Origin of the sequence: Geodermatophilus amargosae (assembly GCF_900116515.1) — a bacterium.
Taxonomy (GTDB): domain Bacteria; phylum Actinomycetota; class Actinomycetes; order Mycobacteriales; family Geodermatophilaceae; genus Geodermatophilus; species Geodermatophilus amargosae.
In genome coordinates this window covers 145,641-165,992 of sequence record NZ_FPBA01000012.1, presented here as the reverse complement: position 1 = coordinate 165,992, position 20,352 = coordinate 145,641, and the positions used below count along the sequence as shown (strand labels likewise).

Genomic DNA, 20,352 nt, shown 5'->3' with positions numbered 1-20,352 from the left:
TCGACGGCATGCCGGCGATCAAGCGCGGCGGGCGCGGTCACCCGCGGCGCCGACCGGTCAAGCTGCACGGGGACAAGGGCTATGACAACCCGCGGGTCCGCCGCTACCTGCGCCGCCGCGGGATCTCCGCGCGGATCGCCCGGATCGGCCGGGACTCCAGCGCCCGCCTCGGCCGGCACCGCTGGGTCGTGGAACGCACCCTGGGCTGGCTGCTGTCCTACAAACGCCTGGCCCTGCGCTACGACCGCAGCGCCGTGACGATCACCGCGCTGGCCCGCCTGGCCGTCACCCTCATCTGCGCCCGACGCCTACCTGCGAACTAATGCAACGTCTTCTTAGTGCCCACTGTGCCGGTGTACTTGTGCCAGGAGCCGGCCCAGCCGCCGGCGTCGGCCGTGACCACCGGCCCGGTGACGACCAGGGTGCTCCAGTCCGGCACCTCGCTGGGCGAACCCGCCGCAACGGCCAGGCGTAGCGCGGCCCGCAGCCCGGCCGTCGCTCGGTCTACGTCGGCGTTGGGCAGCACCGTCGTTGCGGTGAAAATCACCGGCACAGTCTCGGCGCTCGACGGCCTGACCAGTCGTCATGCCGCAGCAAGGTGGCTCGAATGGGGCAGTGCCATGTGCTCACTGACAGAACAGTGAGACACCAAGCGGTCCGATGAACTGGTTCTGTGCTCTGGGGCGTCCCCGGCGTGCTGAGGTCCCGCTGGCGGTGAGGTTTGACCTGAGCCTCTGACTGGACACTCCGTGGATGTGGCGAATACGAGCCGTTACGTAACTGCCCGGGAAGCCGACCTCGGGGACGCGCCGAAGATGACCGACACCCTGGGCGGCGGACGCCGGTCGGCGGGGTCGGCGCACGCCGTAGCCCGTGCGGACGCCGTCGGCGAGGGCCCCTGGACGGCCCTTTGCGGGACGACGGTCCGGCACCTGCCCGGGACCGACTGGTCGCCCGGTCGCGGTCTCGGAGCAGGGTCGTCCTGCCAGGCCTGCCGCGAGCTGGCCGAGGCCTGAGCTTTGTACCCCGGCCCCGAGGTGCTCATGGAGGTCGGCCGGATCACGATCGCCGGGTCCCGGCTCGACCTTCGGATGGGGCACCTCTGGCACGTCCTCGACCCGAGTGCGCCCTTCGAGACGACGCGCTCAACGGGTGGGGGCAAGCAAGACCGAGCGGTGCGAAAGCTGCTGTCCGAGCGGCTGACAGGGGCTCTCTATGAATACGCCTTCGCTGCCGTCGACGCCGCCGCTGCGGCACGGACGCAACGAAACGACATGGTTCACCAGGATTGGGTGACGCGGCCTGATCTATCCGGGGACCCGATCCGACCCGAGCTCCGGGTCACGTATGAGGGGCGATGGGATCCGGACTCCCCCCTCGTGGAGGTGTGGATGCGCGTCCCCAGTCGAGGGATCAACGTCGAGGCCGCTCCGTCCCTGGAGGAGCTCAGCGCAGTCGCACAGGCGCTTGCGGAGGCTGCTGACCGGATCTTCGGCGTGACCCTGAGCGTCGCTAGTTCTCGCGTCACTGGAACCCCGCCGGGCTACGTCCACCCGCCCGAGGCGGCCGATTCCCCGGCGTAGCTCGCGCTCTGAGGGGGCCCGGCTACAGGTTGGGCTTCAGGTCCTCCGGGCCGAGCTCGATCCACCTGCTGTAGATCTTGCGGCCGTCCGGGAGGCAGATGCCGGCCCGAGCGTGGATGGAGCGCTCCTCGGTGACGCCCCAGTCCGCCGCGATGGAGGCCGGGTAGTCCCAGCTCGCGGAGTGGTACCCCTCAATCGTCTTTGCGCCGACGGTGGTCGTCGGAATGAGCGCGTCCTTCTGGCCGCGCACCTTCCAGTGCGGGTTGCTCACCTCGACCTTCGCCAGGCCGGTGTTATTGACGGTCAAGCTCAGGATCTTGGCAGGGGGCGCGAAGGTGCCGCTCCACGAGCCTGTGCGGTTGAGCTTCGTGACGCTGACTCGCACTCGGACCCCAGCGCGCCGGTACGTCCGCAGCGCCACGACGAAGGACGAGATCGCCACCGTCAGGGCGACGCAGGAGAGGACAAAGGCTGCTACTACCACCGGTCGAGCCGCTCCTAGTTGGGTCGTCCTCGCTGGTCGTTCAAGCCCTCGGCCAGTCTAAGCCGCGCTGCCGGCCGGCCCGGCCCGCCCCAGAGCTGCGGGGATGGGCGCGCGGCGAGGCTGGCAGATGTCGTGGTCCTTGTCTAACTGACGATGACCGGCGCGAACGTCGCGATCGTCCTCACCGGCGTGCTCGCCCCGCTGCGTCGCAGGGCGGTGAGCCGGCGGGTGCAGGCGGGGGTCGCACTCGTCGCCCTGGCCGGTTTCGTCGTGCTCGTCCGGCCCGACGCCAGCGTCGTCCGGGCGGCGGCCATGGGTGCTGTCACGCTCCTCGCCCTGGCCACGGGGCGGGCACGGGCGGCGGTCCCGGCGCTGTCCGCCTCGGTCGCCGTCCTGCTGCTCCTGGACCCGCGGCTGGCCCGGGACGCCGGCTTCGCGCTGTCGGTCGCCGCGACCGCGGCCATCGTGCTGCTGGCACCCGGCTGGTCACGGCGCCTGCGGCGGCGCGGCTGGCCGCGCACGCCGTCCGACGCCGTGGCGGTCGCCGCCGCTGCCGGGCTCGCCACCGCGCCGCTGGTGGCCGGGCTGTCCGGCCTGGTCAGCCCGGTGTCGTTGCCGGCCAACCTGCTCGCCGCACCCGCGGTGGCGCCGGCGACCGTCCTGGGCCTGCTCGCAGCCCTCGTCGGACCGGTCGTGCCGGTCGCCGGGGACGGCCTCGTGTGGCTGGCGGGCTGGCCGGTGCGCTGGCTGGTCGCGGTGGCCCGGACCGCGGCCGGCCTCCCCGACGGCGCGACCGGCTGGCCGGCCGGCACCGGCGGCGCCCTGCTGCTCACCGTCCTGCTGCTGCTCGCGGGTCTGGTGCTGTGGCGGTACCGGCGGCTGCGCCTGCTCGGGCTGGCGGCGCTGGTCGGCCTCGTCCTGCTCGGCTGGCCGCTGCGCCAGGCAGCCGACGGCTGGCCGCCCCCCGGGGCTGTCCTGGTCGCCTGCGACGTCGGGCAGGGCGACGCGCTGGTGGTCCCCACCGGCCCCGGCGAGGGCGTGCTCGTCGACGCCGGCCCCGAGGTGGGGCCGATCGACCGCTGCCTGGACCGGCTGGGGATCGACCGGCTGCCGCTGGTGCTGCTGTCCCACCTGGACGCCGACCACGTCGGCGGGCTGGCCGGCGCCCTGGACGGGCGCGAGGTGGGCGCCGTCGCCACGGGGACGCTCTCCCCGGCGGACGAGCGGACCGGGGACCTGGACGGCGCCGCCGCGCGGGCCGGCGCGCGCCGCGAGGTCCTGGTCCCCGGCGACCGGCGGGACGTGGGCGGCCTGAGCATCGAGGTGCTCGCCCCGCCTCCGGAGATCGCGACGGCGGCAGCCGAGCCCAACGACCTGTCACTCGTCGTGCGGGTCACCGTGCGCGGGGTCCGGGTGCTGCTGACCGGCGACCTGAGCGCCACGGCCGAGGCGCGGGTCCTCGACCGCGGCGTGGACCTGCGCGCCGACGTGCTGAAGGTGCCGCACCACGGCAGCGCCGACGTCGACCCGGCCTTCCTCGCCGCGACCGGCGCCCGGGTCGCGCTGGTCAGCGTCGGCGCGGACAACACCTACGGGCACCCGGCGCCGCGGCTGCTATCGCTACTGGCCCGCGACGGGATGCAGGTGCACCGCACCGACCGGGAGGGCGACCTGGCCGTCGTCGGGTCGGCGGGGGAGTGGGGCGTCGCGGCGCGCGGATCGCCCGGTGCCTCGGCCGCCCGTCCCACGCCGCCCGACGCCGGGCTCCCGGACGGCCTGCCCGCGGGCCCCGTGGCGCGGCGGGACCGTCGGCGGGCCGTGACACCATCGGCGCGTGGCAGCAGCACCCCCGGCACCGACCTCCCGGCTGCGGGCCGTCGTCGGCGAGGAGGAGCTGCTGCGCTCCCGCGCCGTGGCAGCCGTGCGGGCCGCCGTCCTCGAGCGCCACCCGCAGGCGGAGCTGCACGAGCTGCCCGCGCTGGGCCTGCCGACCGGCCAGCTCGCCGACGTCCTGGCGCCCTCGCTGTTCGGGGAGCACCGGCTGGTCGTCATCGCCGGCGTGCACGAGGCCGCCGGTGCCCTGGTCGACGCGCTGACCAGCTACTGCAAGGACCCCGACCCGGAGCTCACGCTGGTCGTCGTCCACCACGGCGGCAAGCGCAACGAGGCGCTGATCAAGGCGCTGACCGCGGCCGGAGCGGCGGTCGACGAGTGCCCCAAGATCTCCTCGCCCGGGGATCGTGCGGCCTTCGTCCGCAACGAGGTCCGCGGGGCCGGCGGCCGGATCACCCCGGACGCCGTGACGGCGCTGGTCGACGCGATCGGCGGGGACCTGCGCGCGCTGGCGTCGGCGGCCACCCAGCTGGTCGCCGACTTCGGCGGCACCATCGACGCCGACGCCGTCGCACGCTTCCACCGCGGCCAGGCCGAGGTCACCGGGTTCACCGTCGCCGAGAAGGTGCTGGTGGGAGATCGGCAGGGGTCGCTGGAGTCGCTGCGCTGGGCGCTCGAGCGCGGGGTCGCGCACGTGCTCATCGCCGACGCGATCGCCGACGGGATCCGCACCGCCGCGCGGGTCACCTCGCTGAACACCGCCAACACCGGCGAGCTCGCCCGCGCGCTGAAGCTGCCGCCCTGGAAGGTGAAGAAGGCGCAGACGCAGGCCCGCGGCTGGAGCATCGAGGGCCTGCAGCAGGCGATCGGGGTGGCCGCCGAGCTCAACGCCGACGTCAAGGGCGTGGCCGCCAGCGCCGACTACGCGCTCGAGCGGGCCATCCGCCGCATCGTGGACATCCGCACCGCCACCGGCCGCGGCGGCCGGGTCCGCGCCGGCTACTGAGCCGTGGCCCGGACCGGCCCCGGGTCGGTCCGGTCACCGCACCCCCACACGCGACGAGCCCCCGTCCTCCGGCGGGAGACGGGGGCTCGTCGGGAGCGCTGGGTGCAGCTCAGAGGCTGGTCAGCTGCTTGGCCATGCCCGACTTGCGGTTGGCCGCCTGGTTCTTGTGGATGATGCCCTTGCTGGCGGCCTTGTCGAGGGCCTTGCCGGCCTTCTGCAGCGCCGTGGTCGCGGCCTCGGTGTCGCCGGCAGCGGCGGCCACGCGGAAGCGGCGGACGGCCGTCTTCAGGGCGGACTTGACGGCGACGTTGCGCTGGCGCGCCTTCTCGTTCGTCTTGTTCCGCTTGATCTGGGACTTGATGTTCGCCACGCGTGAGCCTCGGTGTCTCGCAGGAGGGAAAGGGTCTGTCGGTGCGTCCGGACGGCGTGCGTCAGCGGACCGGCCTGCCAGGTTACCAGCGTGCGGCGGGGCGTCCCACCCCGGCCGGCAGGAGCCCTCCCGGCAGGGTGCTCCGCGGCAGCCACTCGTCGTGGGACGATGGGAGCACTGTGACGACTCCTGCTGCCACCGATCCCACCCGGATCCGGAACTTCTGCATCATCGCCCACATCGACCACGGCAAGTCGACGCTGGCCGACCGGATGCTCGAGGTCACCGGACTCGTCGAGGGCCGTCACATGCGGGCGCAGTACCTCGACCGCATGGACATCGAGCGCGAGCGCGGCATCACCATCAAGGCGCAGAACGTCCGCCTGCCCTGGACCCCGCGGACCGGCGAGCAGGCCGGCGACGAGTACGTGCTCGACATGATCGACACCCCGGGCCACGTCGACTTCACCTACGAGGTGTCCCGGTCGCTGGCCGCCTGCGAGGGTGCCGTCCTGCTGGTCGACGCCGCCCAGGGCATCGAGGCGCAGACCCTGGCCAACCTCTACCTGGCGCTCGAGAACGACCTCACGATCATCCCGGTCCTCAACAAGATCGACCTGCCGGCCGCGCAGCCGGAGAAGTACGCGGCGGAGATCGCCCACATCATCGGCTGCGACCCCGCGGACGTGCTCCGGGTGAGCGGCAAGACCGGCGAGGGCGTGCCAGAGCTGCTCGACGCGATCGTCGCCCAGATCCCCGCGCCGGTGGGGCAGGCCGATGCGCCGGCCCGCGCGATGATCTTCGACTCGGTCTACGACATCTACCGCGGCGTCATCACCTACGTCCGCGTCGTCGACGGTCGCATCTCCAGCCGCGAGCGGATCAAGATGATGTCGACGGGTGCCACGCACGAGCTGCTCGAGATCGGCGTCATCTCACCGGAGCCCAAGCCGGTCGAGGGCCTGGGCATCGGCGAGGTCGGGTACTTCATCACCGGCGTGAAGGACGTCCGCCAGTCCCGCGTCGGCGACACCGTCACGCTGCAGCACAAGCCGGCCGCCGAGCCGATCGGCGGGTACAGCGACCCCAAGCCGATGGTCTACTCCGGCCTCTACCCGATCGACGGCAGCGAGTACCCGCTGCTGCGCGAGGCCCTGGACAAGCTGCTGCTCAACGACGCCGCGCTCACCTACGAGCCGGAGACCTCCGCGGCGCTCGGCTTCGGCTTCCGCGTCGGCTTCCTCGGCCTGCTGCACCTGGAGATCGTGCGGGAGCGGCTCGAGCGCGAGGCCGGCATCAGCCTCATCTCGACCGCGCCGAACGTCGTTTACCGGGTGGTCATGGAGGACGGCACCGAGCACACCGTCACCAACCCCAGCGACTGGCCCGAGGGCAAGATCGACCGCGTCCACGAGCCGATCGTCAACGCCACGATCATCGCGCCGACGGACTACACCGGCGCGATCATGGAGCTGTGCCAGAGCCGGCGCGGCCAGCTCGGCGGCATGGACTACCTGAGCGAGTCCCGCGTCGAGCTGCGCTACACGCTGCCGCTCGGGGAGATCATCTTCGACTTCTTCGACGCCCTCAAGTCGCGCACCCGCGGCTACGCCAGCCTGGACTACGCCGAGGCCGGCGAGCAGGAGTCCTCGCTGGTCAAGGTGGACATCCTGCTGCAGGGCGAGGCCGTCGACGCGTTCAGCGCCATCGTGCACAAGGACAAGGCCTACAGCTACGGCGTCCTGATGGCCGGCAAGTTGCGCGAGCTCATCCCGCGCCAGCAGTTCGAGGTGCCGATCCAGGCCGCCGTCGGCTCCCGGGTCATCGCCCGCGAGACCGTGCGCGCCATCCGCAAGGACGTCCTCGCCAAGTGCTACGGCGGTGACATCACCCGCAAGCGCAAGCTGCTGGAGAAGCAGAAGGAGGGCAAGAAGCGGATGAAGATGGTCGGCCGCGTCGAGGTCCCCCAGGAGGCCTTCGTCGCCGCGCTCTCCACCAACGAGTCCACCGCCTCCAAGAAGTGACCGGCCGGCTGCTGGCCGTCTGCGTCTCCGGCTCCGACCTGCTGCCCCTGCCCGGGCGCCGGCCCGACCGCAGCGGCATCGACAAGAAGCCCGTGGCCGGCCGCGTCGCCGTCGGCGAGCTCGGCCTCGACGGCGACGTCCAGGTCAACCGGAAGTACCACGGCGGGGAGGGTCAGGCGGTCTACGCCTACGCCCAGGAGGACGCCGACCACTGGGCGGCCCGGCTCGGCCGCGACCTCCCGCCCGGCCGCTTCGGGGAGAACCTGCGGACGGCGGGCCTCGACCTCACCGGCGCGGTGATCGGCGAGCGCTGGCGGGTGGGGACGGCGCTGTTCGAGGTCACCGCGCCGCGGATCCCGTGCGCCAACTTCGCCCGCTTCTGGGACGTGCCGGACCTGGTCAAGCGCTTCACCGCGCACGGCGCCACCGGCGCCTACCTGCGGGTGCTCGGGACCGGCGAGGTCGGCGCCGGCGACGAGGTCACCGTCGTCGAGCGGCCCGGGCACGACGTCACCACGGGCCTGGCCTTCCGGGCCCTCACCACCCAGCGCTACCGCATCGCCCAGCTCGAGCCGGCGCTGGCGGCGATGCCGGTCAAGGACCAGCCCAAGCTCGCCGAGCGGATCGCCCGCGCCACGGCCCGGTCGGGGGCAGGCGTCCCGGGCTGACCGGCCGGGCGCGCTACCGTGCCCGCGCACCGGGTGCACCGGCGCAACGGGGAGGTCGTCATGCTGCGTCGCCGTGCCGCCGTCCTGGTGGCCGGGCTCGTGGTCGCGGGGTCGGCGCTGGCCGGCTGCGGGTCCGACGAGCCGGAGGAGTCGGCCGCTGACCTGCTGTCCCGCGCCAAGACGACGCTCGACGACACCGGGCGCCTGCACTTCGTGCTGACCAGCGAGGGCGCACCCACCACCGGCACCGCGCTGGTCGGCGGCGAGGGCGACGTCGTCCGGCCCGCCTCCTTCCAGGGCACGCTGCAGGTGCTGGCGGTGGGCTCGGCGCTCGACCTCGCCGTCGTCTCCGTCGACGGCACCGTCTACGCGCAGCTGCCCTTCACCAGCGGGTACAGCGTCGTCGACCCCGCGCAGTTCGGCTTCGGCGACCCCGGCGCCCTGCTCGACCCCGACACCGGCATCTCGCAGCTGCTCGCCCAGGCCGACTCCGCCGAGCTGGGGGAGGAGCGGCGGGTCGACGGCGAGGTGGTGCGCGAGGTGACCGCGCAGCTGCCCGGCGACCTGGTCGAGGAGGTGCTCACCAGCGCGGACGCGGGCCAGCCGGTGGACGCCCGGTTCTCCGTGGCTCCCGAGTCCGGTGAGCTGCGCCGCGCCGAGCTGACCGGCCCGTTCTACGCCGCCGACCGGGACGCCACCTTCACCATCGAGCTCTCCGAGGCCGGCGACGATGTCGAGATCACCGCACCGCCTGTCGGCTGAGCAGCCGCCGGCCGCGGCGGGACGGGTGCCCGGGCTGCCGCTGGTCGTCCTGGCCACGCTCGCGGTCCTGGTGACCGCGGCCGACACCTACGTCGTCGTCCTGGCGCTGCCCGACATCCTCACCGGGGTCGGCGTCGGCATCGACGAGCTGCAGCGGGCGACGCCGATCATCGGCGGCTTCCTGCTCGGCTACACCGCCACGCTGCCGCTGCTGGGACGCCTCGCCGACCTGCGCGGCCGGGTGCCGGTGCTCGCCGGCTGCCTGGCGCTGTTCGCCGTGGGCTCGCTGCTCACCGCGACGGCGACCGGCCTCGGCCCCGCCGTCGCCGGGCGCGGGCTGCAGGGCGTGGGCGCCGGCGGGCTGGTCCCGGCCACGCTCGCGCTGGTCGCCGACCGGTGGCCGCCGGAGCGCCGGGCGGTGCCGCTGGGCGTGGTCGGCGCCGTGCAGGAGGCCGGTGCGGTGCTCGGCCCGCTGGCCGGTGCCGCGGTGCTCGCGGTCAGCGACTGGCGGGCGGTCTTCTGGATCAACCTGCTGCTGGGCCTGGCACTGGCCGCCGGGGTGGTGGCGACCGGAGGGCGGCGCCCCGACCCGCTGGCGCTCGCGCTGCTCGCCCTCACCGGCGCGGCCGTGGGCCTGCAGCTGGCGGAGCCGGCCGCGCTGGCCGAGGACGTCACGCTCGGCCTGGCCTGGGTGCCGCTGGCCGACGGCGTGGCCGCCTCGACGCCGCTGGTGCTGGTCGCGGTCGTCGCGGGCCTGGCCCTGGTGGCGCGCAGCCTCACCCGCCCCGACGGCGCGGTCCTGCCGCTGCGCGGGGTCCCGCGGCTGCTGCGCGAGGTCGACGTCGTCGGCTCGGTGCTGGCCGTCGTCGCGCTCGGCGCGCTGGTGTGGGCCTTCGCCGCCGCCGACCCGGCCCGCGAGGTCGTGGCGCACGGCCAGGTGCTGCTGCCGGTGGCGGCAGCGGCCACCCTCGCGTTCTGGCTGCACGAGCGGCGCACGCCCGACCCGGTGCTGCCGCTGGGCGCGCTGCGGCCGGCCGGTGCCTGGGGTGCGCTGGTGGTCAACCTGCTGGTCGGGGTGGCGCTGGTGGCCGCGCTGGTCGACGTCCCGCTGTTCGCCCGCGCGACGACGGAGCCCGGGGACCAGCTCGGCGCTGCGCTGGTGCTGGTGCGGCTGCTGGTCGCCGTCCCGGTGGGCGCGGTGGCCGGCGGGTGGCTGTGCCGGGCGGTGCCGCCGCGGGCCGTCGCCGCGGGCGGGATGGCCGTCGCCGCGCTGGCGCTGTGGGCGATGACCGGCTGGGGCGAGACCTCGCTGGACTCCTGGACGTCGACCGTCGTGCTGCTCGCCGCGGGTCTCGGGTTCGGCCTGGCGATCGCGCCGGTGAACGCGGTGCTGCTCGCCGTCACGGCGCCCGAGGTGCACGGCAGCGCCGGCGCGCTGGCCGTCGTCGCCCGGACCGTCGGCATGCTGGTCGGGCTCTCGCTGCTGACCGCGGTGGCGCTGCGCCGGTTCACCGCCGAGGTCGGGGCCATCGGCTCCCCGCTGACGCTGTGCCCCACGTCGCCCGCGGACTGCCCCGCGTACGAGGACGCCACGAACGCCGCCGTCCTCACCCAGCTGCACACCGTCTTCGCCGGCGCCGCGGTCGCCGCCGCGCTGGCAGCGGTCGCGGCGCTGGTCCTGCTCCGGGACGTCAGCCGGGCTCGCACACCTCGTAGTGCGTGACGGTGTCCTCGCGCTGGACCAGGTAGCGGTCGTCCTCGGGGTAGTAGACGGCGGCCTCGAGGTCGTCGCCGGCGAACCCGCGGACGGCCTCCAGCGACTCCCAGAGGCTCAGTGCCACGATCTCGGTGCGGCCGTCGCCGAGGTCGCGGGTGAGCACCCACGCGCCCTCGTTGCCCGGCGTCCGCCGGTACTCACCCACGCCGGTCTCCTCGACGTAGGCGGCGTAGGCGGCGGTGTCCTCGGTACGGACCCAGCCCCGCCACACCCGTGCTGTCCTGGCCACGGCCGGCCTCCTCGGGTCAGACGGTGAACACGATCTTCCCGGCGGTACGCCCCTCGAGCATGCGGGAGAAGCCCTCGCGGGCCTCCTCGAGCGGCAGCTCGACGTCGATCACCGGGCGGACGCCGGTGGCCGCGCACATCCGCATCAGCGCCTCGAGCTCGTCGCGGGTGCCCATCGTCGAGCCGACCACCGACAGCTGGGTGAAGAACACCCGGTTGAGCTCGGCGCTCGGGTCGAAGCCGGTGGTGGCGCCGGAGGTGACGATGACGCCGCCGGGCTTGAGCGACTTGACGCTGTGCGACCAGGTCGCCTTGCCGACGGTCTCCATGACGCCGTCGACCCGCTCGGGCAGCCGGGCGCCGGACTCGAACGCCTGCTCCGCACCCAGCTCGATCGCCGCCTGCCGCTTCTCCTCGCTGCGGCCGGTCACCCACACCCGGAACCCGGCGGCCCGCCCCAGCACGACCAGCGCGGTGGCCACGCCGCCGCTGGCGCCCTGCACGAGCACCGTGTGCCCGGGCCGCAGCCCGGACTTCACGAACAGCATCCGGTAGGCGGTCAGCCAGGCGGTGGGCAGACACGCCGCCTCGGCGAAGGACAGCTCGGCCGGCTTGGGCAGTACGTTGCGCCGGGGGACGGCGACCCGCTCGGCCATCGTGCCCTGGTACAGCTCGGAGAAGAGCGTGCGCTTCGGGTCGAGCGTCTCGTCACCGGTCCACTCCGGGGTCGCGACGACGCCGTGCACGACGACCTCGTTGCCGTCCTCGTCCAGCCCGGCCGCGTCGGTGCCCAGGATCATCGGCATCCGCTCCTGCGGCAGGCCCACGCCGCGCAGGCTGAACAGGTCGTGGTGGTTGAGCGAGACCGCCTTGACCTGCACCGTCGTCCAGCCGTCGGGCACCTCCGGCTCGGGACGGTCGCCGACCTCCAGCACGGAGAGCGGGTCGTCGGGCGAGGGCGTGGAGACGAAGACGGCGCGCATGCGCCGGACGTTAGGACACCCCCGCCCGGCGGGCGACACCGCGCCCGCCGGACGGACGTCGCTCAGGCGGCCGGTGGTGGGCAGGCGGTGTGGTAATAGGACAGGCCGCTGTCGTGGCCGTCGGCCACGTCGACGGTCAGAGGCTGCCCGCCGTCGAGCGTGACCGTCGCCGAACCGGTGAGGGCGGCGGCGCGGTGGAGGACGCGGCCGACGCAGTGGTCCCGGTTGCCCGTCCGGCCCTCCCGCTCCGTCGGGCCGGTGCCGGTCCAGCCGAGGGCGAGGTCGAGCGTGCCCGTCGCCGTCCCGAGACCCTGACCACCGGCTGGTGCGCAGGTCAGCGGCACACCTGATGCCGTCAACGTCGCCGACTCCAGCAGGACCAGCGTGCCGGGGAGGTCACCGCCCGGCGTGCACACGAGGCCGTCGACGTACACCTCGACGAGGGTGACCAGCGCGCCCGAGGAATCCCGCGTGACCGCGGCGGACAGGGTGAGCGGGGCGTCCTCGGCGGTGCCCAGCTGGGTGGTGGCCTTGTACTCGGTGGTCGCTCCGCGCCCGTCGGGCGGCGTCGCCGCTGCGGTGCCGGTCAGCGTGCCCAGGGCCCCGGCAGCCAGCAGCAGGGTCAGTGCCCCGGCCGTCCTCGTCCTCATGTCGTCCTCCTCCGCGCCGCCCGGTCCGTCCGGGTCGGGCGCGGCGGCAGGGTGGCAGCGGCGCAGGAGAGGCGGAACGGCTCCGCGCGCGGCGCTGCCGGGCGACGGCGCGTCGACCGGGACGCGCCGTCAGCGGACGACGAGCACGTGCTCCCCGCGCGGGACGAACTCCCCGATGACCGGGGCGCCGGGCACCTCGCCGGCCAGGAGCAGCCCGCCGGAGGTCTGCGCGTCGGCGAGCAGCAGCGCCTCGTCCTCGTCGACGGCCGACAGGTCGGCGTGCGGGAGCACCCAGTCGAGGTTGCGCCGGGTGCCGCCGGACACGAACCCGGCGGCCAGCGCCTCGCGCGCGCCGGTCAGGTACGGGACGGCGGCGGCGTCGACCACGGCGGTCACCCCGCTGGCGCGCGCCATCTTGTACAGGTGCCCGAGCAGGCCGAAGCCGGTGACGTCGGTGCCGGCGCGGACGCCTGCGGCGAGGGCGGCCAGCGAGGCGTCCCGGTTGAGCGCGGTCATCGACGCCACCGCCGCCTCGCTGACCTCGCCGGTGGCCTTCATCCGGTTGTTGAGCACTCCGACGCCCAGCGGCTTGGTCAGCGACAGCGGTGTCCCGGCGACCGCGGCGTCGTTGCGGATGACCCGGTCGAGGTCGAGGACGCCGGTGACCGCCATGCCGTACTTGGGCTCGGGGTCGTCGATCGAGTGCCCGCCGCCGACGTGGCAGCCGGCCTCCTGCGCCGCCTCCAGCCCACCGCGGAGCACCTCGGCGGCGAGCTCGGCCGGCAGCACGTCGCGCGGCCAGCCGAGCAGGTTGACCGCGACGACGGGAGTGCCGCCCATCGCGTAGACGTCGGAGAGCGCGTTGGCCGCCGCGATCCGGCCGAAGGTGTACGCGTCGTCGACGACCGGGGTGAAGAAGTCGGTGGTGAGCACGATGCCCGTCCCCTGGCCTCCGACCGCCGGACCGATCCGCACCACGGCCGCGTCGTCGCCGTCGTCGAGCCCGACGACCAGCTCGGCGGCCGGGTGGGCCGGCCCGGTGTGGGTGAGACCGGCGACGACGGCCTCGAGCTCGCCCGGCGGGATCTTGCAGGCGCAGCCGCCGCCGTGCGCGTACTGGGTGAGCCGGATGGTGGCCGGAGCGGTCGTCACCCGTCCGACGCTAGTCCGCGCGGGCGCCGGTCCGCGGCGACGCTGGTCCGCGCCGACACCGGTCCGCGGGCCCGCGGAGGGCGCTGGACCGCGGGAGCCGGCCGCGGGACCATCTCCGCGTCCCGGGGAGGCCGCGTGTCCCGTCTGCTGCTCGCCGTCCTGCTGCTGATGGTGCCGGCCGGGTGTGCGTCGGGGGAGCCGACGGGTGGCGCGGCGTCGTCGGCGGCCGCGCCCGCGCCGTCCGGGTCGCCGTCCGGGTCGCCGTCGGGGTCGCCGTCGTCGTCGACCGCGGTGCCGCCCGGCTTCGACCAGGAGCTGCACGACGAGCTGCTCGCGATGCTCGAACGGGACCAGAGCGGGCGCACCGGCGGCGCCGACCCCGAGGGCGACGCCGCCCGGACGGCGCGGCTGGCCGAGGTCCTCGACGAGCACGGTTGGCCGACCTGGCAGCTGGTCGGCGAGGACGGCTCGGAGGCCGCGTGGGCGATCGCCCAGCACTCCGACCTCGACCCGGCCTTCCAGCAGCGGGCGCTGGAGCTGCTGCGGCAGGCGGTGGCGGCCGGCCAGGCGTCGGCGGGTGACCTCGCCTACCTGACCGACCGGGTGGCCGCGAACACCGGTCAGCCGCAGACGTACGGCACCCAGGTCGCGTGCACACCCGACGGGCCGCAGCCGGCGCTGCCGCTGGCCGACCCGGCCGCCGTCGAGCAGTTGCGCGCCGACGCCGGCCTGCCGCCCTACGCCGACTACCTCGACGAGATGGCCGCGATCTGCGCCGAGGAGTGACCGGGCCGTAGGCTCCCCGGCGGAGGCGTCAGGGTGCCTGGTGGCCCCCGCGGCCTCTAAAGCCGACGTGGCCGAGCAGCTCGGTCAGGCGGGTTCGATTCCCGTCCGCCTCCGCCAGCGACGACCGCGGGCCGGCGCGCATACGCTGCGACAGCGATGAGCGCCGACCCGCGGCGGGCAGTGCCCCGCACCGACACGCTGCTGGCCGACCCGGCCCTGGCCGGCGCCGCCGCACGCCTGGGCCGCGACCTGGTGAAGGACGCCGTCCGGGTCGTCCAGTCGCGCGTCCGCGCGGGGGAGCTGGTCCCGGAGGACGCCGTCGCCGCCGTCCTCGCCGGTCTGCCGACGACGGCGGGCAGCCTGCGGCCGGTGCTCAACGCCACCGGCGTGCTGGTGCACACCAACCTCGGGCGGGCGCCGCTGTCCCCGGCCGCCGTCGAGGCCGTGGTCGCCGCGAGCGGGACCACCGACGTCGAGCTGGACCTGCGCACCGGCCGGCGCGGGCCGCGGGGCGAGGCGGCGCTGTCCGCGCTGCTGGCCGCGGTGCCGGCGGCCGAGGCGGCGATCGTGGTCAACAACTGCGCGGCAGCCCTCGCCCTGGTGGCGACGGCGCTGGCCGGTGAGCTGGTCATCGCCCGCGGCGAGCTGGTCGAGATCGGCGACGGCTTCCGCATCCCCGAGCTGCTGGAGTCCACCGGCGCGCGGCTGCGGGAGATCGGCACCACCAACCGCGTGGCGCTGGAGGACTACACGGGCGCACTCGGCCCGGACACCGGCGCGGTGCTCAAGGTGCACCCGTCGAACTTCGTCGTCCGCGGGTTCACCCGGGCGGTGCCCGTGGCGTCGCTGGCGACGGCGCTCACCGGGACGGGGGTGCCGCTGGTGGCCGACGTCGGCTCGGGCCTGCTGCGCCCGCACCCGGCGCTGCCCGAGGAGCCCGACCTGCAGACGACCCTGGCCGACGGCGCCGACCTGGTGCTCGCCAGCGGCGACAAGCTGCTGGGCGGCCCGCAGGCCGGGCTGGTGCTGGGCCGCGCCGAGCTGGTGCAGCGGCTGCGCCGGCACCCGCTCTACCGCGCGCTGCGGGTGGACAAGACCACGCTGGCCGCGCTCGAGGCCACGCTGCGCGGCCCGCTCCCACCGGTGCAGGAGATGCTCGCGGCCGACGTCGCGGACCTGCGCGCGCGGGCCGGTGCGCTCGCCGCCCGGCTGGCCGCCGCCGGTCTCGACGCCCGGGCCGTGGAGTCCGCCGCCCGCGTCGGCGGGGGAGGAGCGCCCGAGCACCCGCTGCCCAGCGCGGCGGTCTCCCTGCCCGCCGCGTTCGTCGAGCCCCTGCGGCTCGGTGCGCGCCCCCTGGTCGGGTACGTCGCGGACGGCCGCACGCTGCTGGACGTGCGCAGCGTGCCGCCGTCGTGCGACGAGGACCTGGCCGCCGCGGTGCTGGAGGTGGCCGGCCGGTGTCCGTGGGTGGCAGGGCCCTGAACGGCATGGACGTGATCGCCACCGCCGGCCACGTGGACCACGGCAAGTCCACGCTGGTCCGCGCGCTCACCGGCATGGAGCCCGACCGGTGGGAGGAGGAGCGCCGCCGCGGCCTGACCATCGACCTCGGGTTCGCCTGGACGACGCTGCCCACCGGCCGGGTGGTCGCCGTCGTCGACGTGCCCGGGCACGAGCGGTTCGTCGGCAACATGCTCGCCGGCGTCGGGTCGGTGCCGGCCGCGCTGGTGGTGGTCGCCGCGGACGACGGCTGGTCGGCGCAGACCGCCGAGCACGTCGCCGTCCTCGACGCGCTCGGCGTGCGGCACGCGCTGCTCGCCGTCACCAAGGCCGACCTCGCCGACCCCGCGCCGGTGCTGGCCGACGCGACCGAGCGGCTCGCCGCGACGTCGATGGGCGTGGTGCCGGGCGTGGCGGTGAGCGCGCCGGCCGGCCTGGGCGTCCCCGACCTGGCGGCCGCGCTCGAGACGCTGCTGGCCGGGCTGCCCGCCCCGGACACCGATGCCCCGCTGCGGCTGTGGATCGACCGCGCGTTCCCCATCCGCGGCGCCGGGACGGTGGTCACCGGCACGCTGGCGGCCGGGTCGGTGGCGCCCGGCGACCGGCTGCGGCTCGGCGGCCGCGAGGTGACGGTGCGCGGCGTGCAGTCGCTGGGCCGTCCGGTGGAGCTGGCGACGGCGACCGCGCGGGTGGCGCTGAACCTGCGCGGCATCGCCGTCGAGGACCTCTCCCGCGGTGACGCACTGCTGACGCCCGGCGCCTTCCGCGAGACGGCCGAGGTCGACGTCGTGCTGGCGCGGGAGCCGGAGGACCGGCTGCCGCCCGAGGCGGTGCTGCACGTCGGGTCGGCGGCGGTGTCGGTACGGCTGCGGCCCCTGGACGGCGCGGCGGTGCGGTTGCGGCTGGCGTCGCCGCTGCCGCTGCGGGTGGGGGACCGGGTGCTGCTGCGCGACCCCGGCGCCCGCCGGGTACTCGGCGCCGACGTCCGCGACGTCGCCCCGCCGGAGTTGCGCCGCCGCGGTGCCGCCCGGCAGCGGGCCGCCGACCTGGGCGCCCAGGAGGCCGGCCCCGCGGGCGCGGCGGCCGACCTCGCCCGGCGCCGGGTGGTGCGCGCCGGCGACTTCACCGCGATGGGCTGGCCGGTGCCCGACGACGCCGTCCGCGCCGGCCCGTGGCTGCTCGCGCCGGGGCTGGTCGGTGAGCTCGCCCGGCGGGTGCCCGGGCTGGTGGCCGCCCACCGGCAGGCGCACCCGCTGGAGCCGGGACCGCCGGTCGCCGTGGTGCGCCGGGAACTGGACCTGCCCGCCGACGACCTCGTGGCGCTCGTCGTCCGCCCGCCGCTGGCGCTGCGCGAGGGCCGGGTGGTGGTGGCCGCCGCGGGCCTGCCGCCGGCCGTGCAACGCGCCGTCGACGCGATCCGGGCCCGGCTGGCCGCGGACCCGTTCGCCGCGCCGGACGCCGAGGAGTTGCGCGCCGCCCGGCTGGGTCCGCGCGAGCTGGCGGCCGCGGTGCGCGACGGGCAGCTGGTCCGCATCGCCGACGGCGTCTACCTCGCGCCGGGGGTGGAGGAGGTGGCGCGGGAGCGGCTGACCGGGGTGCCGCAGCCGTTCACCCTGAGCCAGGCCCGGTCGGCGTGGGGGACCAGCCGCCGGGTGGCGGTGCCGCTCATGGAGTGGCTCGACGCCCGCGGGGTCACCCAGCGGCTGCCCGACGCGAGCCGCCGGCTGCGCTGATCTCCCGGCGCGGGAGACGCTGTCACTCGACTGTCACCTAGCGTGTCAGGGTGATCGACTTCTCGAACGGCTCGGTGTTCAAGCTCAGCCAGTGCAACCCCCAGGACGTCTCCGGCGACGTCGCCCCGCTGCTCATCCCGGGCGAGCAGCTGTACTTCGCGTTCAAGACGGTGCGGGACTTCGTCGTCTTCACCGACAAGCGGCTGATCGCGGTGAACGTCCAGGGCATGACCGGCCGCAAGAAGGACTTCACCTCGCTGCCCTACAGCAGGATCCAGGCCTTCTCGGTGGAGACGGCGGGAACCTTCGACCTCGACGCCGAGCTCGACCTCTGGTTCAGCGGGCTGGGCAAGGTCCGGCTGGAGTTCAAGGGGAACTCCGACATCCGCCGGCTCGGCCAGATGATCGCCACCTACGTGCTCTGAGCGGAGTCGTGCTCTGCACACACCTGTGGGCAGAGCACGACTCCGCAGTCCGACAGTCGTGCTCCGAGTCCGCAGCGGACTCGGAGCACGAGCGTGCGCGGGAGGTGGATCAGCCGCCGGCCTCGCGGAGGAAGCGGTCGCGCTCGTCGCCCTCCGTCTCCACCGGCCGGGCGGGCTCCGCGTCCACGGTCTCGACGGCGTCCTCGGGCCGGACCGGCTCGGGCAGGGTGCGGAACCGCTCGCGCGGCTCCTCTGGGGCGGTCATGCGCGCAGCGTCCCGTGCGACGGCTGGCGGCGCTAGAGCGTGGGCACCCAGCGGACCGGGCGCTTCTCGCGGAAGGCCGCGATGCCCTCCTGGCCGTCCTCGCCGGCGAAGGCCCGCGCGGAGAGCTCGAGCAGGTCGTCGAACGAGCCGCGCAGCCCGCCGGCGCGCAGCAGCCGCTTGGTCTCGGCCAGCGCCCACGGCGACCCGGCGGCCAGCGCCGTCACCTGCCCGTCGACGGCGGCGTCCACCTCGTCGTCGGGCGCCACCAGGTCCACCAGCCCGCCGGCCGCGGCGGTGGCGGCGTCGAACACCTCGCCGGTCAGCATCAGCCGGTGCGCCACGGGCGGCTGCATGCGCGGCAGCACGACGGCGGAGATCACCGCGGGCACCAGCCCGAGCCGCACCTCCGACATCCCGAACGTCGCCGAGGAGGCGGCCACCACGACGTCGCAGGCGGCCGCCAGCCCCACGCCGCCGGCCCGCGCCGGCCCGCGGACCGCGGCCACCACCGGCTTGGGCGCCGTCCAGATGGTCTCCAGCAGGTCGGGCAGCTCGCGCACGCCCTGGTCCCCGGCCCCGGCGCCCGCGGCCTCGGACAGGTCCATGCCCGAGCAGAACACCCGGCCGGTGTGGTCGAGCACCACCACGCGCACGGCGTCGTCGGCGAGCGCGGCGTCGAGCGCCTCGCGCAGCCGACCGCGCAGCGCGCGGGACAGCGCGTTGCGATTGGCGGGGGAGTCCAGGACCAGGCGGGCCACGCCCCCCGCGACGGTCACCTGCAGCAGCCGGTCCTCGCTCACCGGGGCATCCTGCCCGCGGTGGCCGGGGCGCGGCACACTGGGAGCAGATGACCACGACCCTGCCGCTGCTGCCGGCGCGCCCGCCGGCGGACGACGACCTCCCGGCCGGCGCCCGCGAGCACCTGACGACGACGCCGTTCGGCCTGTACGTGCACGTGCCCTTCTGCGCCACGCGCTGCGGCTACTGCGACTTCAACACCTACACCTCCGACGAGCTCGGCCCCGGCGCCAACCGCGCCGAGTACGCCGGGACCGCGATCGCCGAGCTGTCCCGCGCCGCGCGGGTCCTCGGCCCCGACCTGCCGACGGTCTCGACGGTCTTCGTCGGCGGCGGCACCCCGACGCTGCTGCCCGCCGAGGACCTCGCCGCGGTGCTGGCCGCCGTCCGCGAGCTGTTCCCCGTCGCCGCCGACGTCGAGGTGACCACCGAGGCCAACCCCGAGTCGGTCACCCCGGCGTCGCTGGCCACCCTGCGCGCGGCCGGCTTCACCCGGCTGAGCCTGGGCATGCAGTCCGCGGCCGAGCACGTCCTCGCCGTCCTCGACCGCCGGCACACACCCGGCCGGGCGGCGCAGGCCGCGCGCGAGGCGGCCGCGGCCGGCTTCGAGCACGTCAACCTCGACCTCATCTACGGCACCCCGGGCGAGACCGACGCCGACTGGGCCGCCTCGCTCGACGCCGTCCTCGCCGCGCCGGTCGACCACGTGAGCGCGTACGCGCTGATCGTCGAGGACGGCACCCGGCTGGCCCGCCGCATCACCCGCGGCGAGCTGCCGATGCCCGACGACGACGTCCTCGCCGACCGCTACGTGCAGGCCGACACGACGCTGCGCGGCGCCGGCTTCGACTGGTACGAGGTCAGCAACTGGTCGCGCGGGGACGCCGCCCGCTGCCGGCACAACGAGCTGTACTGGGCCAACGCGAACTGGTGGGGGATCGGCCCGGGCGCGCACAGCCACGTCGGCGGGGTGCGCTGGTGGAACGTCAAGCACCCGGCGGCCCACGCCGGCCGGCTGGCCGCGGGGGAGAGCCCGCTGGCCGACCGCGAGGTCCTCGACGACGCCGACCGCGCGCTGGAGACCGTGATGCTCGGCCTGCGGCTGCGCGACGGGCTGCCCCTGACCGCGCTGTCCGCCGCCGGCCGGCTCCGCGCCGCGGACGCCGTCGCGCGCGGTCTGCTCGACCCCGCCGCGCACGACGCGGGGCGCGCGGTGCTCACCGACCGCGGCCGGCTGCTCGCCGACGCCGTCGTCCGCGACCTGACGGACTAGGAGCCGGAGCACCACGAAGGCCGCGGTCTGACGGATGTCAGGTCGGGGTGAC

General features: G+C 75.4%; 22 protein-coding genes, 1 tRNA gene and 1 pseudogene. 14 read left to right on the top strand and 10 right to left on the bottom strand.

Features of this window, described 5'->3' with window-relative positions; genetic code table 11:
• Positions 1 to 323: transposase (locus BM414_RS16675; RefSeq protein WP_139245909.1), on the top strand; the 323-nt coding region annotated here is incomplete at its 5' end.
• Here BM414_RS16675 and BM414_RS16670 read toward each other — a convergent pair.
• A complete protein-coding gene (locus tag BM414_RS16670) occupies positions 320 to 547 on the bottom strand; it encodes a hypothetical protein (protein WP_093581014.1) in 228 nt (75 codons plus the stop codon). The two genes, BM414_RS16675 and BM414_RS16670, sit on opposite strands and share 4 nt — an antisense overlap.
• A 496-nt stretch (positions 548 to 1,043) precedes the next feature.
• On the opposite strand from BM414_RS16670, the gene BM414_RS16660 reads away from it, so the two are divergent.
• A complete protein-coding gene (locus BM414_RS16660) occupies positions 1,044 to 1,583 on the top strand; it encodes a hypothetical protein (protein ID WP_093581010.1) in 540 nt (179 codons plus the stop codon).
• Between the two features lie 22 nt (positions 1,584 to 1,605).
• Here BM414_RS16660 and BM414_RS28490 read toward each other — a convergent pair whose 3' ends face one another.
• Positions 1,606 to 1,890 (bottom strand): hypothetical protein, encoded by a 285-nt coding sequence (locus BM414_RS28490; RefSeq protein WP_139245907.1) that lies wholly within the window; start codon positions 1,888 to 1,890, stop codon positions 1,606 to 1,608.
• A 330-nt stretch (positions 1,891 to 2,220) separates the two neighbouring features.
• Between BM414_RS28490 and BM414_RS30895 the strand changes: the two are divergent.
• A pseudogene (locus tag BM414_RS30895) lies at positions 2,221 to 3,528 on the top strand (ComEC/Rec2 family competence protein); the annotation flags it as partial.
• On the opposite strand, the gene BM414_RS30890 reads toward BM414_RS30895, so the two are convergent.
• Positions 3,445 to 3,666 (bottom strand): hypothetical protein, encoded by a 222-nt coding sequence (locus BM414_RS30890; RefSeq protein WP_245784781.1) that lies wholly within the window; start codon positions 3,664 to 3,666, stop codon positions 3,445 to 3,447. The pseudogene BM414_RS30895 and the gene BM414_RS30890 sit on opposite strands and share 84 nt — an antisense overlap.
• 235 nt (positions 3,667 to 3,901) lie before the next feature.
• Between BM414_RS30890 and holA the strand changes: the two genes are divergently transcribed.
• Positions 3,902 to 4,906 carry a DNA polymerase III subunit delta gene (holA, locus tag BM414_RS30885; RefSeq protein ID WP_245784780.1) on the top strand — a complete coding sequence of 335 codons (1,005 nt, stop codon included), beginning with the start codon at positions 3,902 to 3,904 and terminating at the stop codon, positions 4,904 to 4,906.
• Between the two features lie 109 nt (positions 4,907 to 5,015).
• Here the strand turns inward: holA and rpsT are convergent, their stop codons facing one another.
• Complete coding sequence (gene rpsT, locus BM414_RS16645) at positions 5,016 to 5,276, bottom strand: 30S ribosomal protein S20 (protein WP_093581006.1); 261 nt, start codon at positions 5,274 to 5,276, stop codon at positions 5,016 to 5,018.
• 179 nt (positions 5,277 to 5,455) lie between these two features.
• Between rpsT and lepA the strand changes: the two genes are divergently transcribed.
• The 4 genes from lepA to BM414_RS16625 are packed head-to-tail and all read left to right on the top strand — an operon-like array spanning position 5,456 to position 10,453.
• Positions 5,456 to 7,300, top strand: a complete 1,845-nt coding sequence (gene lepA / locus BM414_RS16640; protein ID WP_093581004.1) for a translation elongation factor 4 — start codon at positions 5,456 to 5,458, stop codon at positions 7,298 to 7,300.
• Positions 7,297 to 7,968 (top strand): MOSC domain-containing protein, encoded by a 672-nt coding sequence (locus BM414_RS16635; RefSeq protein ID WP_093581002.1) that lies wholly within the window; start codon positions 7,297 to 7,299, stop codon positions 7,966 to 7,968. Before lepA ends, BM414_RS16635 begins: the two co-directional genes overlap by 4 nt.
• A 60-nt stretch (positions 7,969 to 8,028) precedes the next feature.
• Positions 8,029 to 8,730, top strand: coding sequence for an LppX_LprAFG lipoprotein (locus BM414_RS16630; protein WP_139245906.1), 702 nt, complete (start codon positions 8,029 to 8,031; stop codon positions 8,728 to 8,730).
• The gene (locus tag BM414_RS16625) at positions 8,699 to 10,453 is read left to right on the top strand and encodes an MFS transporter (protein ID WP_093580998.1); all 1,755 of its coding nucleotides are present in this window, start codon (positions 8,699 to 8,701) and stop codon (positions 10,451 to 10,453) included. The genes BM414_RS16630 and BM414_RS16625 overlap by 32 nt, the downstream gene beginning before the upstream one ends.
• Here BM414_RS16625 and BM414_RS16620 read toward each other — a convergent pair.
• The 4 genes from BM414_RS16620 to selD form a co-directional block, all read right to left on the bottom strand.
• Positions 10,422 to 10,736 carry a hypothetical protein gene (locus tag BM414_RS16620; RefSeq protein ID WP_217644764.1) on the bottom strand — a complete coding sequence of 105 codons (315 nt, stop codon included), beginning with the start codon at positions 10,734 to 10,736 and terminating at the stop codon, positions 10,422 to 10,424. The two genes, BM414_RS16625 and BM414_RS16620, sit on opposite strands and share 32 nt — an antisense overlap.
• A 16-nt stretch (positions 10,737 to 10,752) precedes the next feature.
• Positions 10,753 to 11,718, bottom strand: a complete 966-nt coding sequence (locus tag BM414_RS16615; protein WP_093580994.1) for a zinc-binding dehydrogenase — start codon at positions 11,716 to 11,718, stop codon at positions 10,753 to 10,755.
• A 62-nt stretch (positions 11,719 to 11,780) separates the two neighbouring features.
• On the bottom strand, positions 11,781 to 12,368 hold the full coding sequence (locus BM414_RS16610) for a hypothetical protein (protein WP_093580992.1): 588 nt from the start codon (positions 12,366 to 12,368) through the stop codon (positions 11,781 to 11,783).
• Positions 12,369 to 12,497: 129 nt separating this feature from the next.
• Positions 12,498 to 13,520: a selenide, water dikinase SelD gene (gene selD, locus BM414_RS16605; protein ID WP_093580990.1), complete on the bottom strand. Its 1,023-nt coding sequence runs from the start codon at positions 13,518 to 13,520 to the stop codon at positions 12,498 to 12,500.
• 135 nt (positions 13,521 to 13,655) lie between these two features.
• On the opposite strand from selD, the gene BM414_RS16600 reads away from it, so the two are divergent.
• From BM414_RS16600 to BM414_RS16585, 5 genes are all read left to right on the top strand, one after another.
• Entirely contained in the window at positions 13,656 to 14,306 is a 651-nt protein-coding gene (locus tag BM414_RS16600) for a DUF6624 domain-containing protein (RefSeq protein WP_093580988.1), read from the top strand.
• Between the two features lie 21 nt (positions 14,307 to 14,327).
• Positions 14,328 to 14,423 (top strand) — tRNA-OTHER (locus BM414_RS29490).
• A gap of 39 nt (positions 14,424 to 14,462) precedes the next feature.
• The gene (gene selA / locus BM414_RS16595) at positions 14,463 to 15,788 is read left to right on the top strand and encodes an L-seryl-tRNA(Sec) selenium transferase (protein WP_093580987.1); all 1,326 of its coding nucleotides are present in this window, start codon (positions 14,463 to 14,465) and stop codon (positions 15,786 to 15,788) included.
• Between the two features lie 5 nt (positions 15,789 to 15,793).
• Positions 15,794 to 17,539: a selenocysteine-specific translation elongation factor gene (gene selB, locus BM414_RS16590; RefSeq protein ID WP_093581052.1), complete on the top strand. Its 1,746-nt coding sequence runs from the start codon at positions 15,794 to 15,796 to the stop codon at positions 17,537 to 17,539.
• A gap of 50 nt (positions 17,540 to 17,589) precedes the next feature.
• Complete coding sequence (locus BM414_RS16585; protein WP_093580985.1) at positions 17,590 to 17,964, top strand: PH domain-containing protein; 375 nt, start codon at positions 17,590 to 17,592, stop codon at positions 17,962 to 17,964.
• 109 nt (positions 17,965 to 18,073) lie between these two features.
• Here the strand turns inward: BM414_RS16585 and BM414_RS29485 are convergent, their stop codons facing one another.
• Together BM414_RS29485 and BM414_RS16580 are read right to left on the bottom strand one after the other, a co-directional pair.
• Complete coding sequence (locus BM414_RS29485; RefSeq protein ID WP_175551639.1) at positions 18,074 to 18,229, bottom strand: hypothetical protein; 156 nt, start codon at positions 18,227 to 18,229, stop codon at positions 18,074 to 18,076.
• Between the two features lie 32 nt (positions 18,230 to 18,261).
• Positions 18,262 to 19,029: an enoyl-CoA hydratase-related protein gene (locus tag BM414_RS16580; protein ID WP_093580983.1), complete on the bottom strand. Its 768-nt coding sequence runs from the start codon at positions 19,027 to 19,029 to the stop codon at positions 18,262 to 18,264.
• 47 nt (positions 19,030 to 19,076) lie between these two features.
• On the opposite strand from BM414_RS16580, the gene hemW reads away from it, so the two are divergent.
• On the top strand, positions 19,077 to 20,300 hold the full coding sequence (gene hemW, locus BM414_RS16575; RefSeq protein ID WP_093580981.1) for a radical SAM family heme chaperone HemW: 1,224 nt from the start codon (positions 19,077 to 19,079) through the stop codon (positions 20,298 to 20,300).
• Positions 20,301 to 20,352: the final 52 nt, after the last annotated feature.

Excerpts from the sequence above, each read along its gene's own strand:
- BM414_RS16610 (WP_093580992.1), bottom strand. The coding sequence starts at position 12,368 with ATGAGGACGAGGACGGCCGGGGCACTGACCCTGCTGCTGGCTGCCGGG.
- BM414_RS16615 (WP_093580994.1), bottom strand. The coding sequence starts at position 11,718 with ATGCGCGCCGTCTTCGTCTCCACGCCCTCGCCCGACGACCCGCTCTCC.
- selA (WP_093580987.1), top strand. The coding sequence starts at position 14,463 with ATGAGCGCCGACCCGCGGCGGGCAGTGCCCCGCACCGACACGCTGCTG.
- BM414_RS16625 (WP_093580998.1), top strand. The coding sequence starts at position 8,699 with ATGTCGAGATCACCGCACCGCCTGTCGGCTGAGCAGCCGCCGGCCGCG.
- hemW (WP_093580981.1), top strand. The coding sequence starts at position 19,077 with ATGACCACGACCCTGCCGCTGCTGCCGGCGCGCCCGCCGGCGGACGAC.
- BM414_RS16660 (WP_093581010.1), top strand. The coding sequence starts at position 1,044 with ATGGAGGTCGGCCGGATCACGATCGCCGGGTCCCGGCTCGACCTTCGG.
- selB (WP_093581052.1), top strand. The coding sequence starts at position 15,794 with ATGGACGTGATCGCCACCGCCGGCCACGTGGACCACGGCAAGTCCACG.
- BM414_RS29485 (WP_175551639.1), bottom strand. The coding sequence starts at position 18,229 with ATGACCGCCCCAGAGGAGCCGCGCGAGCGGTTCCGCACCCTGCCCGAG.
- BM414_RS16630 (WP_139245906.1), top strand. The coding sequence starts at position 8,029 with ATGCTGCGTCGCCGTGCCGCCGTCCTGGTGGCCGGGCTCGTGGTCGCG.